This is a genomic window from Halorubrum tibetense (assembly GCF_042661865.1).
GTDB classification, from domain to species: domain Archaea; phylum Halobacteriota; class Halobacteria; order Halobacteriales; family Haloferacaceae; genus Halorubrum; species Halorubrum tibetense.
The window spans coordinates 1-564 of the sequence record NZ_JBHSWW010000679.1; the positions used below are offsets into that span (position 1 = coordinate 1).

Genomic DNA, 564 nt, shown 5'->3' on the forward strand with positions numbered 1-564 from the left:
TGGCAGAAACGCTTACTGCGGCTCTGTATTCTATAGCAGCGTTAATGGTCAATTCGACGCCAGCATTACTATCCGCTCTTTAGTCGCCACAGGCTCCGAGCTGTATTGTTGGGGCGGCGGCGGAATCACGTCAGATTCAAACACCGACGACGAATACCGAGAATCCATAACAAAAGTTGCCAAGCTTATTAACTATGAAGGCCAATAAGCCTAACTGTTTCCCGTGAAACATATGTCCAAAGGGCCGGAAATAGAAATGTTATATGCGATCAAGGAATAAGCTGGTCGACCAAAAATCGAGCCAAACACACAAAATATGGTGGTTTTCCAACCAAAACATCAATCTAGACACTACATCTGGTTAAAGCGGTTCAAAACACGACCCATGTTCCACGAGCAATAAGCGGTCATTTGGCGCGCAATATCTAACATAAAAGTTATAAAACTATAATAATTCGTTGCTTATAACTTATAACAAGCTTTGCTAAAATCAGCGCCTTTCTGCAAGTTGTTGCATGTAGGCAATAACAATGCGGGCAGATACTACGAAAGTCACAAGGATTA

General features: G+C 42.6%; 1 protein-coding gene. It reads left to right on the forward strand.

Annotated elements, in window-relative coordinates:
* A partial coding sequence (locus tag ACFQEU_RS17710) for a chorismate-binding protein (protein WP_379784286.1) occupies window positions 1-208 on the forward strand: 208 nt, incomplete at its 5' end.
* Window positions 209-564: the final 356 nt, after the last annotated feature.